Below are 351 nucleotides of genomic sequence, written 5' to 3'. Positions count from 1 at the left end.
AGAGATCCCACAACCCCGCATGCGCAACCCCTGCCGGGTCTCACACGCATACGGTTTGGCCTCATCCGGTTTCGCTCGCCACTACTCCCGGAATCACGGTTGTTTTCTCTTCCTGAGGGTACTGAGATGTTTCACTTCCCCTCGTTCCCTCCACATGCCCTATGTGTTCAGGCATGGGTGACAGCCCATGACGACTGCCGGGTTTCCCCATTCGGAAACCCCCGGATCAAAGCCTGGTTGACGGCTCCCCGGGGACTATCGTGGCCTCCCACGTCCTTCATCGGTTCCTGGTGCCAAGGCATCCACCGTGCGCCCTTAAAAACTTGGCCACAGATGCTCGCGTCCACTGTG

The 351-nt window shown here is 59.3% G+C and carries 1 rRNA gene; it reads right to left on the bottom strand.

Going from position 1 to position 351, the window contains the following annotated elements:
* Positions 1-329 (bottom strand): 23S ribosomal RNA (locus tag ADL08_RS13585); the annotation flags it as partial.
* Positions 330-351: the final 22 nt, after the last annotated feature.

The organism is Streptomyces sp. NRRL F-6492 (assembly GCF_001280125.1).
Classification (GTDB): Bacteria; Actinomycetota; Actinomycetes; order Streptomycetales; family Streptomycetaceae; genus Streptomyces.
The sequence above is the reverse complement of the archived record's forward strand: the minus strand, read 5'-3'. Positions and strand labels throughout refer to the sequence as shown.